This is a genomic window from Bradyrhizobium sp. NBAIM08 (genome assembly GCF_020193935.1).
GTDB lineage: Bacteria > Pseudomonadota > Alphaproteobacteria > Rhizobiales > Xanthobacteraceae > Bradyrhizobium > Bradyrhizobium yuanmingense.
This window is the reverse complement of record NZ_JADYVR010000009.1, coordinates 158,681-172,520: the sequence shown is the minus strand read 5'-3', so window position 1 is coordinate 172,520 and position 13,840 is coordinate 158,681. Positions and strand designations below refer to the sequence as shown.

The window sequence follows — 13,840 nt, the reverse complement described above, 5'->3', positions numbered from 1 at the left end:
GCGTGGCGCCGCCGGGAGAGCAGAGCCGACCGGACGCACGAGGGGCATGGTTACGGCCGGCGAGGACGCGCTTCTGTGAGACAACTCACAGTGAATGATCAGGCCGAAGCGGGCGGAAACGCCTTGTGCATGGCGGCCACCGCCTCCTTGGTTTGCCCCTGAACGTAGGGCGCGAGCTCGTTCGGCAGCATGTCGATGATCCAGACGAGGCGGCAGCTCGTCTCGCCCTCGGCAATGACCTGCACCGAGGCGCTGTAATGCCTTAGCCGCTCGTTGTTGATGGCATAGACGAGGCGTCGCCGCGTATCGTCGCAATCGACCAGCACCTCGCGCGCCACCGAGCCGTTGGCAAAGGTGACGATGCGTGCATCGCCGTCGAGCGTGCACGCGGTGACGAAGCCCGGCACCAGCCGCCGATGCAGCGCGCCGAAATCACGCACCGCGTCCCAGACGTCGCGCGCGGAGGCGGGGAGGGAGATGTCGTTGTGGATGGAGGCCATGAATATTCCCCTTTTTTCGGAGTTCGTAGGGTGGGCAAAGGCGCGCTCTTCGCGCGCCGTGCCCACCATTCATCGGCGTTGTCGCGAGCAATTGGTGGGCACGCTACGCTTTGCCCACCCTACAAGTGCTCGTGCGCGGCGGCGCCTCTACGGACAAACCGCCTCGACATTGTTGCCATCAGGGTCAATCAGGAACGCCGCGTAATATGTCGGGCTGTAATCCCTGCGCGGGCCGGCGCCGCCATTGTCGCGGCCGCCGCTCTTCAACCCTTCGCTATGGAACGCCTTGACCGCGTCGTGATCCTTGGCTCGAAACGCGATATGCGCACCATCCGCCTTGCGGCCCTTGTTCAGGTGCAGCCACAGCGCCGGCTCGCCCTTCGGCCCGAAGCCGGCATAACCGTCGCCGCTCGAGCACAGGACAAAGCCGAGTGGCGCCAGCACCGCGCTGTAGAAGCGCGTGGCGGCGTCGAGGTCGGCAACGCGCAATCCGATGTGGTCGTACATGTTCGTCTCCATTGCGAAGAAGCGTGCCGCGAAGGGCACGCGCCGGAGACGACCCTAGTCAGTTGAGGGCAAGCTGCTCTTGGAGAATCTTGCGCTCCCCCTTCGACGCCTGCCGGAACTTGGTCGGCGACACGCCGGCGGCGCGATGGAAGGTGCGGACGAAATTGGAGAGATCGCCGAAGCCGACGTCATAGGCGATATCGGTGACGGCGATGTCCTCGTCAGCGAGCAGCCGTGCCGCGTGGCGCAGCCGGGAGCGCACCAGATATTGATGCGGGGTGACACCGAGCACGGCCGAGAACAGCCGCAGGAAATGAAACGGGCTCAATCCCGCCTGCTTGGCTGCTTGCTCGAGGTCGAGCTCGGCATGCGAGTTATCGTCGATCCACAGCGCCGCCTCCACCGCGCGGCGGCGGTCGCGTGCGGTGGGAGTGGCCGGCTTGCGCGCTTTGCCCGAGACGGCGTCGACAAAACGGCCGGCCAGGATCTGGCCGATCTCGTCGAGGCCGAGATCGCTGTTGCCTTCTGCTGCCGTCTGGGCCAGCTCGCCCAGCACCATCAGCTCGGGCAGCGGCGGCGTTGCGCCGATCTGCCAGACCTCGCGCCGCCCGCCGAGGGCGTCGACCAAATCCTCGCTGAAGAAGAAGCCGAGGCAGACGTCGCCGGACACGTGCTCATGCGTGCAGGTGTATTCCTCGCCGGGGGCGCCGATCAGCATCGAGCCCGCCACCAGCTCGAAGAAGCCGGCGCGGCAATGGCAGCCGAAGCTGCCGGAGCGCACATAGGCGATGGAATGGCCGGTGCGGCATTCCGCAAACGGCCTGTCGTCCGGTCCCGCATCGCAGCGAAACTCGGAAGCCGTGATCGAGGGCGTCGTCAGCAACGTGGTGGCGTGCATGCCGCCTATTTAGGTAGGGGCACGGGGCGGAGCAACCGGCAGCAGCACTTCGAACAAGGTCTTGCTGGCGACGGGATGGGCGCCTTCAAGCGCCAGCAGCCGCCGCTTCGAGATCACGCCGCCGTAAGGCGAGAGCCGGTCGGTGTAATTGCCAGCCTCCAGCACCCTGTGGCAGGGCACGATCAGCATGAAGGGATTCTTCGCGATCGCCTGCGCCACGGAATAGGACGCGCCGGAGGCGCCGAGCGCTCGGGCGACCTCGTGATAGGTGCGTGTCTCCCCGCGCGGAATGCTGCAGGTGTACTCGTAGACGCGCCGGTTGAAGCCGGGCACCCCGCCGGCGTCCAGGCTGACCTCGGAAAAATCGGGATCGTGACCCTGCAGCAGGCCCGTGATGCCCTCGATCGCAAGCTCGGCATTCTCGGACGGGCGCTGCTCCCGCGCCTCGGGATGGACCTGGAAAATCTGGCGGCGGGTGTCGATCTCCCGCGCCTCCGGCAATTGCACGGCGACCACGCCGGTGCCGCTCCAGATGATGCCGCAACGGCCGATGGCCGTATCGAATATCGCGTAAGCCCGCCCCACCATGCACACGCCCCACTCAGTGCACGTTTCTCCCCGGAGAAGCGATCATAACACCGCCACAATCCGGCGCACCTGGAATCTTATCAGGACGTTAACAACCGCCCCGCTGGTCGCGCCAAACCGCTTGGCGGCAGGCGCCGTCTCGGCTAATCAGGAGGGCGCGGCTTGCGCATCCGCGGGCGTAGTTCAATGGTAGAACGGCAGCTTCCCAAGCTGCATACGAGGGTTCGATTCCCTTCGCCCGCTCCAAGCTCCTGAAAAGATAGCATCGGCCGTATCCTATCCAGCAGTCGGAGCTAGGCGAACTGCAACTGGCCTCAAGGTGTTGGTCCATGTGGGCATCCGTCAAAAAGATTCTGGCGAAATCCAATCTCCTGAATCAGGCCCTGGGCGACGTCGTGTTTGAAACGCCTGAAATCAAAGGCGGATATCCACGCTCTTTCCTTCAATGGCGAGTCAAGAAGAGCGTTGAGGGTGACCAATATTTCGTCGCTCTCAGAATGCGCCCCGACGCCTATGCAGGCCCGGAAGGGGAGCCGGTCAACTATATGAACTTCGACATCGAAGCCGCGCAGCGCCTACGGTCCGATCTCGACCTTTGTATTCGCGAGTATCACCGGCTGGTGGGCGATGCCTCCGCGCAGGGGCGAGCAAGGGGCGAATGACGCCGCGCTCGCGAACAGGATCAAGATTCTAATATATTGGTCTTGGAGACCCCGCATTGGCCACTCGTTGGCTTAAACTCCCTCATGCTTTGGCGGGGTGCGGTCCTCCTGTCGGGCCATATTCGGATGAAACCCATGGACCAGCAGAAACTCGATCGCGCCATCGGTCGGCGGCTGAAGACGCTGCGGACGCAGGCGGGCATGACGTTGAACGAGCTTGCAGGCCGCTCCGGCGTCAGCCGGGCCATGATCGGGCGGGTGGAGCGGGCGCAGAGCAGTGCGACGGCGGCGTTGCTCAACAAGCTCTGCGCCGCGCTCGACGTCACGCTCAGCGATGTCGTCGCGCTCACCGAGAAGCCGCCGGAGCGGCTGGTGCGGCTGGCGGACCAGCCGCTCTGGCGCGACCCCGACAGCGGCTATCGCCGGCGGCACGCCTCGCCGCCGGATGCGGCCAGCGGCATCGAGATCATCGTGGTCGACCTTCCCGCCGGCGCGCGCGTCTCCTACAGCCCCTGGGGCCGCAACGCCTTCACCCAGCAGCTCCTGATGCTGGAGGGCGCCATCGCCGTGCATATCGACGCCAAGGCGGTGCGGCTGCGCGAGGGCGATTGTCTGGATTTCGACGTGATGCGCGCGGTGATCTTCGAGAACGAAACCAAGCAGGACGCGCGCTACGTCATCATCGTCAGGCGCGGCGCGTCCTACGGCAAGATGTGAGGGCAAAGCGTGGAGACGAGCACGATGCAGATCCGGACCGGCGACACCTATGATCCGCGCGTCGTCGCGCTGCTCGATCACCACGTCACGGCCGCGCGGGCGCAGACGGCGCCGGGCAGTGCCCATGCGCTCGATCTCGCGGGCCTGCGTGCGCCAGAGGTCGCGTTCTGGACCGGCTGGGACGGCGAGACGCTGGTCGCCACCGGCGCGTTGAAGACGCTTTCGACTGGCCACGGCGAGGTCAAGTCGATGCACACGCTGCAGACCGCGCGCCGGCGCGGCTATGGCGGCCAGATGCTGCGTCACATCATCACGGAAGCCCGCGCGCGCGGCATGACGCGGCTCAGCCTCGAGACCGGCTCGTGGGACTATTTCAAGCCGGCCCGCGCGCTCTATGTGTCGCACGGTTTCGTCGCCTGCGGCCCGTTCGAGGGTTATGTCGAGGATCCCAACAGCCTGTACCTGACGCTGGAGCTGTCGGCGCCAGGCCGCCGATAGCTCAAGAGCGCGTCTCCTCGATCTTGTCGAGCACGCGCTCGGGGGCGATGTCCCGGGCCGCCTCCTGCAGGTCGCGCTCCGCGTCCGGCTTGACGTCGAGCCGCTCGGCGACCTGGGTGAGCAGGCGGGCCACCTTGGTCAGCTCGTGCTCGGCGAGCAGGCTGATCTGGAGATCGAGATCGGCGCGCTTGTCGGCCGCCGCCGTCATGCGGTTCTGTGAGATCAGCACGAAGGTGGAAAGGAAGATCGCCTCCACCGAGGCGATCATCGCCAGCATGACGAAGCTCTCGTCCCAGGCGGCAAGCCCCGGAATCCAATGCAGGTTGGCGATGATCCAGAACCCGAACAGGGCGAGGTGCAGGTAGACGAAGATCATGCTGCCGGTGAAGGCCGTGATCGCGTCCGCGACCTTGTCCTGGCCGCTTGCCGCCTGCTGCTCCCGGCGCCGCCGCGCCACCAGCGCCTGGATGTTGCGCTCGAGCGTCGGGCTCAGCCCCTCGCCGGAATCATGGGTGATGTCGTTACGCACGCCCCGGCAACGGCCCGCCGGGGAAGCCGTTCCTGGAAGGGGAAGCAAAAAGACCGATCCCCTCATCAAATGAGTTGCGTACCTCAAAACACCTCTGCTAGCCTTCAGCCATGGCCGAGACCCTGAGCCCGACTGTGCTGACGCTGAAGGACATCGCCCGCGAGGCCGGTGTCAGCCTCGCCACGGTCGATCGCGTGCTGCACAACCGGCCGGGGGTCCGCCCGGATACGGTCCGGCGCGTCAAGGACGCCATCGCGCGCAATTCGTTCCAGCCGCATGTGGCGGCCGCCGAGCTCGCGCGCGGCCGCGCCCGCCGCTTCGCCTTCGTGATGCCGTCGGGCTCGAACCCGTTCATGCAGCAGATCGAGGCCTATCTCGGCGAGATGGCGGGCTGGCTGTCGGCCCGCCGCCTCAATGTCGAGATGATCGCAACCGACGTGTTCGAGCCCGCCGCGCTCGCGGCCTCGCTCGAGGCGCTGTCCGGCGACTATGACGGCGTCGCCGTGGTGGCGCTGGACCATCCGAGCGTCCGCGCCGCCATCAATGACCTCGTCGATGCCGGCGCCAAGGTCGTGACGCTGGTCTCGGACGTGCCGTCCTCGCGCCGCCACCATTATGTCGGCATCGACAACATCGCTGCGGGCCGCACCGCCGGCGCGCTGGTCGGACGCCTGGTCGGCCAGAGGTCCGGCAAGGTCGCGATCATCGCGGGCTCGCAGGGCCTGCGCGACCATGCCGAGCGCATCTTCGGCTTCAACCAGGTGATGGCGACGGAATTCCCCGATCTCAGCGTGCTGCCGGTGCTGGAAGGGCGCGATGAAGATGATCGTTCGGAGCAGCTGCTGGCGCGGCTGCTCGGCAAGCATGGCGACATCGTCGGTCTCTACAACGTCGGCGCCGGCACGCAGGGCGTCGCCAAAGCGCTGAACGGCAAGGCGTTGAACGACAAGGCCTCTGGCGCGGCCGGGCGTGACAAGCAGGTGGTGTTCGTCGGACACGACGTCACCGCGCTGACCCGCCGCTTGCTACTGCAGGGCGTGATGGATGCCGCGATCTCGCAGAACCCCGGACATGAAGCGCGCGCGGCCGTCCGCGTGCTGCTCGCGCTCGCCCGCGGCGAGCCGATCTTGAGTGAACAGGAGAAGATCCGGATCGACATCGTGATGCGGGACAATCTGCCCTAGCGGCAGCTGAACTTGGAAACGGGACCGCCAGCGGGGAAAAGCGACGCAAGATCGCTCTCCCGCGGCAGGCGAAAGGGAGGACGATTTGTATCTCGGGATCGACATCGGCACGTCCGGTGTGAAAGCGGTGCTCGTGAGCGAAGCCGGCGCGGTGACCGCGACGGCGGCGCGCGAGCTTGCGCTGTCGCACCCGGCGCCGCTGTGGTCCGAGCAGGATCCCGACGCCTGGGTCGATGCGGCCGTCGGCGCCGTCGACGATCTCGCCGCGCGCCATCCGCGCGAGGTTGCGCAGGTGCGCGGCATTGGGCTGTCGGGTCAGATGCACGGCGCGACGCTGCTTGGCGAGGACGGCCGGCCGCTGCGTCCGGCCATCCTCTGGAACGACGGCCGCTCGCAGGCCGAATGCGCCGCGCTGGAGCGGCGCTGTCCCTCGCTGCACGCGATTGCCGGCAATCTCGCGATGCCGGGCTTCACCGCGCCGAAGCTACTCTGGGTGGCACGGCACGAGCCGAAGATCTTCGACCGCGTGGCAAAGGTGCTGCTGCCGAAAGCCTATGTCCGCTATCGCCTCACCGGCGAGATGGTCGAGGACATGTCGGACGCGTCAGGCACGCTGTGGCTCGACGTCGGCCTGCGGCGCTGGTCCGCGCTGCTGCTGCATGCCACCGGGCTCGATCTGCACCACATGCCGCGCCTCGTCGAGGGCAGTGCGGTGAGCGCGGTGCTCGCGCCTGAATACGCGCAGCGCTGGGGCATGGCGAAAAATGTCGTGGTCGCGGGCGGCGCCGGCGACAATGCGGCCAGCGCGATCGGGCTCGGCGCCATCGCGCCGGGCGATGCCTTCCTGTCGCTGGGAACGTCGGGTGTCCTGTTCCGCGTCACCGATCGCTTCGCCCCCGCGCCGGCTTCGGCGGTGCATGCCTTCTGCCACGCGCTGCCCGGCCTCTGGCACCAGATGGGCGTGATGCTGTCGGCCGCAGCTTCGCTCGCCTGGCTGGCCGGCGTGATGGAGACGCCGGCCGCAGCGCTCCTGGCGCCGCTCGGCGAGCGCGTCGATGCACCTGGCACGGTCCAGTTCCTGCCTTATCTCGACGGCGAGCGCACGCCGCACAACGATGCCGCCGCCAGCGGTGCCTTCGTCGGTCTGCGCGGCGCGACCGGGCGCTCAGAGATCGTGCAGGCCGTGCTCGAAGGCGTCGCCTTTGCCGCGCGCGACAATCTGGCGGCGCTGAGCACAGCCAGCGGGCCGATCGCCGAGGTCGATCTCGTCGGCGGCGGCTCGCGCTCGCCGCTATGGGCGCAGATCTGCGCCGACGTGCTCGGCATGCCCGTCCACCGCGTCGAGGAAGGCGAGGTCGGCGCCGCGCTCGGCGCTGCGCGGCTCGGCCGGCTCGCCGCGACCGGCGAGAACCCCGCGGACGTCTGCACGCGCCCGCGCAGGCTCGCAAGCTTCACACCCCGCCCGTCCGTCGCTGCGGCCTATGACGAGGCCTATCGGCGATGGCGCGCGCTTTATCCCGCATTGAAGGAGCCTTAAGTGAACGCGCCAGCCAAATTCTTCGATGCAAGTGCACCCGTCGCCTTCGGCGGCAAGGAGGCCGAAGGTGCGCCCGCCTTCCGCTGGTACGACAAGGACCGCCTGGTGCATGGCCGCCGGCTCGAGGATCACTTGCGCTTTGCGGTCTGCTATTGGCATTCGTTCTGCTGGCCGGGTGGCGATCCCTTCGGCGGCGAGACCTTCCTGCGGCCTTGGCACCACGGCACCGACGCGATGACGATGGCGCGCGCCAAGGCCGATGCCGCCTTCGAGCTGTTCCGCCTGCTGGACGTCCCCTTCTTCACCTTCCACGACGTCGATGCGGCGCCGGAGGGCGCTTCGCTCGCCGAGTCCGTCGCCAACCTCAACGCCATCGCCGATCTGTTCGAGCAGAAGATGGCATCGAGCAAGGTCCGCCTGCTCTGGGGCACTGCGAACCTGTTCACGCACCGCCGCTACATGGCGGGCGCCGCGACCAATCCGGATCCCGACATCTTCACCTATGCCGCCGGCCAGGTTCGTGCCGCACTGGAGGTGACGCACCGGCTCGGTGGGCAGAACTACGTGCTGTGGGGCGGACGCGAGGGCTACGAGACGCTGCTCAACACCGATCTCAAGCGCGAGCTCGACCAGCTCGGCCGCTTCGTCTCGCTCGTCGTCGAGCACAAGCACAAAATCGGCTTCAAGGGCCCGCTGCTGATCGAGCCGAAGCCGAAGGAGCCGACCAAGCACCAATATGATTTCGACGTCGCCACCTGCTACGGTTTCCTCGAACGCTACGACCTGCTCAAGGACGTCAAGCTCAACATCGAGCAGAACCACGCCATCCTCGCCGGCCATTCCTTCCATCATGAGGTGGCGCTGGCCGAGGCGCTCGGCGTGTTCGGCTCGCTCGACATCAACCGCGGCGACGATCTGCTCGGCTGGGACACCGACCAGTTCGCGATGAACGTGCCGGAGCTGGCGCTGGTGTTCCACGAGATCCTGAACCGTGGCGGCTTCACCACGGGTGGACTCAATTTCGATGCCAAGATCCGCCGCCAGTCGATCGATCCCGATGATCTCATCCATGCCCATGTCGGCTCGATGGATGCCTGTGCGCGGGCCTTCCTCGCCGCCGCCGACATGCTCGACGCCGGCACGCTGAGTGCGCCGCTCGCAAAACGTTACGAGGGCTGGGCGAGCCCGGAGGGCCGCGCCATTCTCGGCGCCCAGCGCTCGCTCGCCGATCTCGCCGACCGTGCGATGTCTCCCGGGTTCGATCCGCAGCCGCGCTCGGGCCGGCAGGAATATCTGGAATCCCTGGTCAACCGCTATGTCTGAGGAAACGCCGCTGATGACGAAGACTGACGCGACGCCGGTGCTCGAGCTCACCGGCATCGGCAAGGAGTTCGGCGCGATCCGCGCGCTGCACGACGTCGATATGCAGGTCTGGCCCGGCGAGGTGGTCGGCCTGATGGGCGACAACGGCGCCGGCAAGTCGACGCTGGTGAAGATCATCGCCGGCAATTTCCGTCCCACGCATGGCGAGATGCGCTTTGCCGGCAGCGCGGTGCATTTCAACCGGCCGGTCGATGCCCGCGCCGTAGGCATCGAGGTCGTCTACCAGGACCTCGCGCTGGCGGATAATCTCACGGCCGCCGCCAACGTCTTCCTCGGCCGCGAGTTGAAGCGCAGGTTCGGACCGATTGCCTTGCTCGACCACAAGGCGATGGCATCGCGCGCGCTGGAGCTGTTCGGCGAGCTGCGTTCGGAGACGCGCCCGGACGATCTCGTCAGACAGATGTCGGGCGGCCAGCGCCAGGCGGTCGCGATCGCGCGTACCCGGCTCTCCAATGCGCGGCTGGTAATGATGGATGAGCCGACCGCCGCGATCTCGGTGCGCCAGGTCGAGCAGGTGCTCGGCCTGATCCACCGGCTCAAGGAGCAGGGCGTCGCCGTGATGCTGATCTCGCACCGCATGCCCGACGTGTTCGCCGTATGCGACCGCGTCGTCGTCATGCGACGCGGCGAGAAGCGCGCCGACAAGTCGATTCACCAGACCTCCCCCGAGGAGGTCACCGCCCTCATCACCGGTGCGAAGGAGGCGGCGTGATGGCCATGCCCTTGGAATCCCCGATCAGCTTCACCAATGTCGGCAAGATCAGGTGGTGGCAGCGCGGCATCTTCGCCTCGCAGACCGGCTACGTCCTGCTCGCGCTGGCGGTGCTGCTGGTGATCATGCATTTCGCCAGCCCCTACTTCTTCACCCAGGGCAACATGCAGAACGTGGCGAAGAACTTTTCCTTCATCGCCATTGCGACGCTCGGCGTCACCTTCGTGATCATCACCGGCGGTATCGACCTGTCGGTGGGATCGATGATGTGCTTTTCCGCCATGATCACATCGATGGTGATGACCGAGCTGTCGGCGCCCGGATCGCCGCTGGTGCACATGGCCGCCGACGGCAAGACCGTGCTCGCCAATGTTCCGGGGCTGATCCTGCTTGTCTCGATCCTCGCCGGCCTCGGCGCCGCGCTGATTGCCGGCCTCGTCAACGGCTTCTGCATCGCCGTGCTCGGCCTGTCACCCTTCGTCACCACGCTCGGCATGCTCTCGATCGTGCGCGGGCTCGGCTATGTCGTCTCCAACGGACGCGGCAGCTTCCCGGGTGGGCCCGACGCCGATTATTTCTATGCGCTCACGTCCGGTGACGTGCTCGGCGTGCCGGCGCCGTTCATCTATCTCGTGATCCTGGCGCTGACCATGGCGGTGGTGCTGCACCACACCTCGTTCGGCCGCCACGTCTTTGCGCTCGGCGGCAACGAGAAGGCGGCCGAGCTCACCGGCATTCCGGTGGTGCGGGTGAAGATCGAGGTCTACGTGATCTGCGCGCTCGCCGCGGGCCTGCAGGGCATCATCATCTCCGGCTGGCTCGGATCGGCGCCGGCCAACATGGCGATGTCCTACGAGCTCAACGTGATCGCGGCGGCCGTGATCGGCGGTGCCAATCTCGCCGGCGGCATCGGCGGTCCGCTCGGGGCCATCGTCGGCTGCGTGCTGCTGGAGGTGATCCGCAACGGCCTCGTGCTGGCCCAGGTCAGCTCGTACTGGCAGCAGACGTTGGTCGGCGTGATCATCATTCTGGCTGTGCTGGTCGACCGCGTCCGCTCGCGGATGACCTGAAATGACGACATCTCGGGAAGGCAAGGAAAACGTCGCCTATCCGCTTCCCGGGGGCTTTCGAGGGGATAGGCACCAACAAGAGTGGAGGAGACAATGAGGAAACTGCTTCTTGCCGGCATCGCGGTTGCGATGATGGCGACGCCGGCATTTGCTGCGAACTACCGCTTCGTCATCGTGCCGAAGGCGATGAACAATCCGTTCTTCGATTTTTCGCGCGACGGCTGCCTGAAGCGCGCCAAGGAGCTCGGCAACATCGAGTGCATCTACAAGGGACCGGTCGAGCATGAGCCGGCGAACCAGGCCCAGATCATCCAGGACTTCATCACGCAGAAGGTCGACGGTCTCGCCATCTCGGTCGCGGACGTCGCGGCCATGACCAAGTCGATCGAGGCGGCGACCGCCGCCGGCATTCCGGTCATCACCTTCGATGCCGACGCGCCGGGCTCCAAGCGCATCGCCTATATCGGCACCAACAACAAGGAGTTCGGCCTGGCCCTCGGCAAGGAATTGCTGAAATTGCGGCCTGACGGCGGCAAATACGCGATGGTCTCCGGCGGTCCCGGCGCAAAGAACCTGGCCGAGCGTGTCGACGGCGTGCGCGAGGCGCTGAAGGGCTCGAAATGGACCGAGGTCGCGGGTTCGCCGAGCTTCTGCAACGACGATCCCGCGCTCGCGGTCCAGCAGATGACGGACATGCGCACCGCAACGCCGGATCTCGCCGCCATCGTTCCGATCGGCGGCTGGCCGATGTTCGCGCCCGAAGGTTTCAAGGCCTTCGCCAGCAGGAACAAGAAGGACATCGATTCCGGCAAGTTCACGCTGGTCGTCGCCGATACGCTGAAGATGCAGCTCGAGCTGCTGCGTGACGGCTATGCCAATGCGCTGGTCGGCCAGCGTCCGTTCGAGATGGGCGAGAAGGCGATGGACACGCTGCTCGCCATCAAGAAGGGCGAGAAGGTGCCGGAGATCGTCTACACCGGCCTCGATCTCGTCACCAAGGACAACGTCGCGAAGATGTTGAAGTAGGAGCGCTGCCCAGCCCCGCGCTTCTGCATGCCTCTCCCGCTTGCGGTTTCCGCAAGCGGGAGAGATGATTTGGAATGGACGACGACTGCTGGAAGGCGATGGGAATGAAAAGGTCGCGGCTCGGCGCTCTCGATGTCACCTCGATCGGCCTCGGTTCAGCCCCGCTCGGCGGATTGTTCTCGCCCGTCAGCGATGCCGATGCGCAAGCGACGATTGAACGCGCCTGGTCGCTCGGTGTCCGATTCTTCGACACCGCCCCGCTTTACGGCTTCGGCCTCGCGGAGCGGCGGCTGGGCGCCTTCCTGCGGCAACAGAGGCGCGACTCCTACGCCATCTCGACCAAGGTCGGCCGCCTGCTGCGCGCACCGGACAATGCTGCGCCGGAGGACGAGCACTACAAGGGCACGCCGCGCGAGCGGCCGGTGTTCGATTTCAGCTATGACGGCGTGATGCGGTCGGTGGAGGAGAGCCTGCAGCGCCTCGGCCTCGACCGCGTCGACGTCCTGCTCGTGCATGATCCCGACGATCACTATGACGATGCCGTCACCGGCGCCTTCCGCGCGCTCCAGCGCCTGCGCGAGGACGGCACGGTCAAGGCGATCGGCGCCGGAATGAACCAGTCGGGGATGCTGGCTCGCTTCGCCGAGGCCGTGCCGGTCGACTGCTTCCTGCTCGCCGGCCGTTACACGCTGCTCGACCAGGGCGCACTGGATGCGCTATTTCCGCTGTGCCAGGCCAGCAATATCGGCATCTTGCTCGGTGGCATCTACAACAGCGGCATCCTGGCCAATCCGCGGGCGAGCGCGAAATTCAACTATCAGGATGCTGATGCTGCGCTCGTGGCACGCGCGCTGGAGCTCGACGAACTCTGCCGCAGGCACGGCACCGAGCTGAAAGCCGCCGCGCTGCAATTCTGCATGGCCCATCCGGCGGTGACGGTCGCCGTGATGGGCGCGCGCAATGCCGCCGAGGTCGCCGACAACATCGCGATGTCCGAGAAGGCGGTGCCGCCGGCATTCTGGCAGGAGCTGCGGGCACGAAAGTTGGTCGATGCGCGCGCGCCGCTTCCTGGCGGAGGTTGAGGCGTGATCGTCGATGCCCACCAGCATTTCTGGGATCCGGCGCGCGCCGATTATCCCTGGATGGAAGCGGACGAGCTGGCGCCGATCCGCCGTGCCTTCGGCCCGGCCGATCTCGCGCCGCTGCTCCAGGCGAACGGCATCGAGGCCAGCATCGTGGTGCAATGCCGCTCAGCGCTGGAGGAGACCGAGGAGTTCCTGCGTATCGCGGATGCGACGCCCTCGGTGATCGGCGTGGTCGGCTGGGCCGATCTCACCGATGCGGCGCTCGGCGAGACGCTCGACCGGCTGCGCGCTCTGCCTGGTTGCGACAAGCTGGTCGGCATCCGCCACCAGGTCCACGACGAGCTTGATGCGGATTGGCTGCTGCGCGAGGACGTCCAGCGCGGACTCACGGCCGTGTTCGCCCACGATCTCGCTTACGATTTCCTTGTCCGCAGCCGCGAGCTGCCCGCGGCGATCGCAACCGCGCAGGCCTTTCCGCACGCGCGTTTCGTGCTGGATCACGCCGCCAAGCCGCCGATTGCCGCCGGCGGGAGCGCGGAATGGACCGAGCGCATCGCAGCGCTGGCTGCCTGCGGCAATGTCTGGTGCAAGATCTCGGGATTGGCGACCGAGGCGGTCTGGGACGACTGGAATGCAGAACGGCTGTTTCCGTTCGTGGCGCACGCCGCGAAATGTTTCGGCGAAGACCGGCTGATCTTCGGATCGGATTGGCCCGTATGCCTGCTCGCGGGAAGCTACGGCGAGATCAAGACCGCGCTGGAGACCTGCCTGGCGAGGCTCGGCCCGCGCGTGCGGGACAAGGCGTTCGGTGTGAATGCCAAGGCTGTGTATCGCTTGGGTTAACTGCAGTGGATGTGCGGTCTTACCCTCTCCCCTTGTGGGAGAGGGTGGCTCGCCGCGAAGCGGCGAGACGGGTGAGGGTCTCTCTCCGCGAGCTCGCGTGT

Annotated in this window: 16 protein-coding genes and 1 tRNA gene; 12 read left to right on the top strand and 5 right to left on the bottom strand. The window is 66.6% G+C overall.

Annotated elements, in window-relative coordinates:
- Positions 1-98 precede the first annotated feature (98 nt).
- From I6F37_RS27810 to I6F37_RS27795, 4 genes are all read right to left on the bottom strand, one after another.
- Entirely contained in the window at positions 99-500 is a 402-nt protein-coding gene (locus I6F37_RS27810; RefSeq protein WP_225141120.1) for an SRPBCC family protein, read from the bottom strand.
- A 147-nt stretch (positions 501-647) separates the two neighbouring features.
- The gene (locus I6F37_RS27805; RefSeq protein ID WP_192893047.1) at positions 648-1,007 is read right to left on the bottom strand and encodes a VOC family protein; all 360 of its coding nucleotides are present in this window, start codon (positions 1,005-1,007) and stop codon (positions 648-650) included.
- A 58-nt stretch (positions 1,008-1,065) separates the two neighbouring features.
- Positions 1,066-1,905 (bottom strand): helix-turn-helix domain-containing protein, encoded by an 840-nt coding sequence (locus I6F37_RS27800; protein ID WP_036020435.1) that lies wholly within the window; start codon positions 1,903-1,905, stop codon positions 1,066-1,068.
- 9 nt (positions 1,906-1,914) lie between these two features.
- Complete coding sequence (locus I6F37_RS27795) at positions 1,915-2,493, bottom strand: methylated-DNA--[protein]-cysteine S-methyltransferase (protein WP_225153241.1); 579 nt, start codon at positions 2,491-2,493, stop codon at positions 1,915-1,917.
- A 172-nt stretch (positions 2,494-2,665) separates the two neighbouring features.
- On the opposite strand from I6F37_RS27795, the gene I6F37_RS27790 reads away from it, so the two are divergent.
- From I6F37_RS27790 to I6F37_RS27775, 4 genes are all read left to right on the top strand, one after another.
- Positions 2,666-2,739, top strand: a tRNA-Gly gene (locus tag I6F37_RS27790).
- Between the two features lie 83 nt (positions 2,740-2,822).
- On the top strand, positions 2,823-3,155 hold the full coding sequence (locus I6F37_RS27785; RefSeq protein ID WP_035996388.1) for a hypothetical protein: 333 nt from the start codon (positions 2,823-2,825) through the stop codon (positions 3,153-3,155).
- A 135-nt stretch (positions 3,156-3,290) separates the two neighbouring features.
- Positions 3,291-3,872 (top strand): helix-turn-helix domain-containing protein, encoded by a 582-nt coding sequence (locus I6F37_RS27780; protein ID WP_225153239.1) that lies wholly within the window; start codon positions 3,291-3,293, stop codon positions 3,870-3,872.
- Between the two features lie 24 nt (positions 3,873-3,896).
- The gene (locus tag I6F37_RS27775; RefSeq protein ID WP_225153238.1) at positions 3,897-4,370 is read left to right on the top strand and encodes a GNAT family N-acetyltransferase; all 474 of its coding nucleotides are present in this window, start codon (positions 3,897-3,899) and stop codon (positions 4,368-4,370) included.
- A gap of 1 nt (position 4,371) precedes the next feature.
- Here the strand turns inward: I6F37_RS27775 and I6F37_RS27770 are convergent, their stop codons facing one another.
- Positions 4,372-4,899 (bottom strand): DUF1003 domain-containing protein, encoded by a 528-nt coding sequence (locus I6F37_RS27770; protein ID WP_035996423.1) that lies wholly within the window; start codon positions 4,897-4,899, stop codon positions 4,372-4,374.
- Between the two features lie 110 nt (positions 4,900-5,009).
- Between I6F37_RS27770 and I6F37_RS27765 the strand changes: the two genes are divergently transcribed.
- The 8 genes from I6F37_RS27765 to I6F37_RS27730 all read left to right on the top strand — a co-directional run bounded on the left by I6F37_RS27765 (position 5,010) and on the right by I6F37_RS27730 (position 13,739).
- On the top strand, positions 5,010-6,083 hold the full coding sequence (locus I6F37_RS27765) for a LacI family DNA-binding transcriptional regulator (RefSeq protein ID WP_035996426.1): 1,074 nt from the start codon (positions 5,010-5,012) through the stop codon (positions 6,081-6,083).
- 85 nt (positions 6,084-6,168) lie between these two features.
- Entirely contained in the window at positions 6,169-7,620 is a 1,452-nt protein-coding gene (gene xylB / locus I6F37_RS27760) for a xylulokinase (protein WP_035996429.1), read from the top strand.
- A complete protein-coding gene (gene xylA, locus I6F37_RS27755) occupies positions 7,621-8,943 on the top strand; it encodes a xylose isomerase (RefSeq protein ID WP_035996432.1) in 1,323 nt (440 codons plus the stop codon).
- Between the two features lie 13 nt (positions 8,944-8,956).
- Positions 8,957-9,715: an ATP-binding cassette domain-containing protein gene (locus I6F37_RS27750; RefSeq protein WP_109145592.1), complete on the top strand. Its 759-nt coding sequence runs from the start codon at positions 8,957-8,959 to the stop codon at positions 9,713-9,715.
- Positions 9,715-10,785, top strand: a complete 1,071-nt coding sequence (locus I6F37_RS27745) for an ABC transporter permease (protein WP_192893049.1) — start codon at positions 9,715-9,717, stop codon at positions 10,783-10,785. The genes I6F37_RS27750 and I6F37_RS27745 overlap by 1 nt, the downstream gene beginning before the upstream one ends.
- Before the next feature lie 93 nt (positions 10,786-10,878).
- Entirely contained in the window at positions 10,879-11,811 is a 933-nt protein-coding gene (locus I6F37_RS27740; RefSeq protein ID WP_057028437.1) for a sugar-binding protein, read from the top strand.
- A gap of 104 nt (positions 11,812-11,915) precedes the next feature.
- The gene (locus I6F37_RS27735; protein WP_225153309.1) at positions 11,916-12,893 is read left to right on the top strand and encodes an aldo/keto reductase; all 978 of its coding nucleotides are present in this window, start codon (positions 11,916-11,918) and stop codon (positions 12,891-12,893) included.
- Positions 12,894-12,896: 3 nt separating this feature from the next.
- On the top strand, positions 12,897-13,739 hold the full coding sequence (locus I6F37_RS27730; protein ID WP_225153235.1) for an amidohydrolase family protein: 843 nt from the start codon (positions 12,897-12,899) through the stop codon (positions 13,737-13,739).
- Positions 13,740-13,840 lie beyond the last annotated feature (101 nt).

What these genes read in the sequence shown, in the direction of transcription:
- I6F37_RS27745 (WP_192893049.1), top strand. Translation starts at nt 9,715, where the DNA reads ATGGCCATGCCCTTGGAATCCCCGATCAGCTTCACCAATGTCGGCAAG.
- I6F37_RS27765 (WP_035996426.1), top strand. Translation starts at nt 5,010, where the DNA reads ATGGCCGAGACCCTGAGCCCGACTGTGCTGACGCTGAAGGACATCGCC.
- I6F37_RS27735 (WP_225153309.1), top strand. Translation starts at nt 11,916, where the DNA reads ATGAAAAGGTCGCGGCTCGGCGCTCTCGATGTCACCTCGATCGGCCTC.
- I6F37_RS27785 (WP_035996388.1), top strand. Translation starts at nt 2,823, where the DNA reads ATGTGGGCATCCGTCAAAAAGATTCTGGCGAAATCCAATCTCCTGAAT.
- I6F37_RS27795 (WP_225153241.1), bottom strand. Translation starts at nt 2,493, where the DNA reads ATGGTGGGGCGGGCTTACGCGATATTCGATACGGCCATCGGCCGTTGC.
- I6F37_RS27800 (WP_036020435.1), bottom strand. Translation starts at nt 1,905, where the DNA reads ATGCACGCCACCACGTTGCTGACGACGCCCTCGATCACGGCTTCCGAG.
- I6F37_RS27780 (WP_225153239.1), top strand. Translation starts at nt 3,291, where the DNA reads ATGGACCAGCAGAAACTCGATCGCGCCATCGGTCGGCGGCTGAAGACG.
- I6F37_RS27805 (WP_192893047.1), bottom strand. Translation starts at nt 1,007, where the DNA reads ATGTACGACCACATCGGATTGCGCGTTGCCGACCTCGACGCCGCCACG.
- I6F37_RS27810 (WP_225141120.1), bottom strand. Translation starts at nt 500, where the DNA reads ATGGCCTCCATCCACAACGACATCTCCCTCCCCGCCTCCGCGCGCGAC.
- I6F37_RS27775 (WP_225153238.1), top strand. Translation starts at nt 3,897, where the DNA reads ATGCAGATCCGGACCGGCGACACCTATGATCCGCGCGTCGTCGCGCTG.
- I6F37_RS27750 (WP_109145592.1), top strand. Translation starts at nt 8,957, where the DNA reads ATGACGAAGACTGACGCGACGCCGGTGCTCGAGCTCACCGGCATCGGC.
- I6F37_RS27740 (WP_057028437.1), top strand. Translation starts at nt 10,879, where the DNA reads ATGAGGAAACTGCTTCTTGCCGGCATCGCGGTTGCGATGATGGCGACG.